Origin of the sequence: Escherichia sp. AM3 (assembly GCF_032029835.1) — a bacterium.
GTDB classification, from domain to species: Bacteria; Pseudomonadota; Gammaproteobacteria; order Enterobacterales; family Enterobacteriaceae; genus Escherichia; species Escherichia coli.
The window spans coordinates 1-382 of the sequence record NZ_JAVUPQ010000637.1 but is presented as its reverse complement, the minus strand read 5'-3'; the positions used below and the strand labels follow the sequence as shown (position 1 = coordinate 382).

Annotated in this window: 1 protein-coding gene; it reads left to right on the top strand. The window is 61.5% G+C overall.

From position 1 onward, the window contains the following. Positions 1–327 (top strand): amino acid--tRNA ligase-related protein (locus RTW80_RS27630; protein ID WP_312721295.1); only part of this gene is annotated, 327 nt, incomplete at its 5' end. Positions 328–382: the final 55 nt, after the last annotated feature.

Sequence of the window (382 nt, the reverse complement as noted above, 5' to 3'; positions counted from 1 at the left end):
AGCCAGGCCTCACTGGCGCAGATCAGCACCGAAGATCACCGCGTGGCGGAGCGTTTTGAGGTGTATTTCAAAGGCATCGAGCTGGCGAACGGTTTCCACGAGCTGACCGACGCGCGCGAACAGCAGCAGCGTTTCGAGCAGGATAACCGCAAGCGCAACGCGCGCGGTCTGCCGCCGCAGCCGATTGATACTCATCTGCTTGAAGCGCTTAAAGCCGGTCTGCCGGACTGCTCCGGCGTGGCGCTGGGTGTGGATCGCCTGGTCATGCTGGCGCTGGGTGCCGAGCACCTGGGCGATGTGATTGCCTTTACGGTCGATCGCGCCTGAAAAAATGCCGGGTGGCGCTGCGCTTACCCGGCCTACATGGCACTTTAATTTGTAG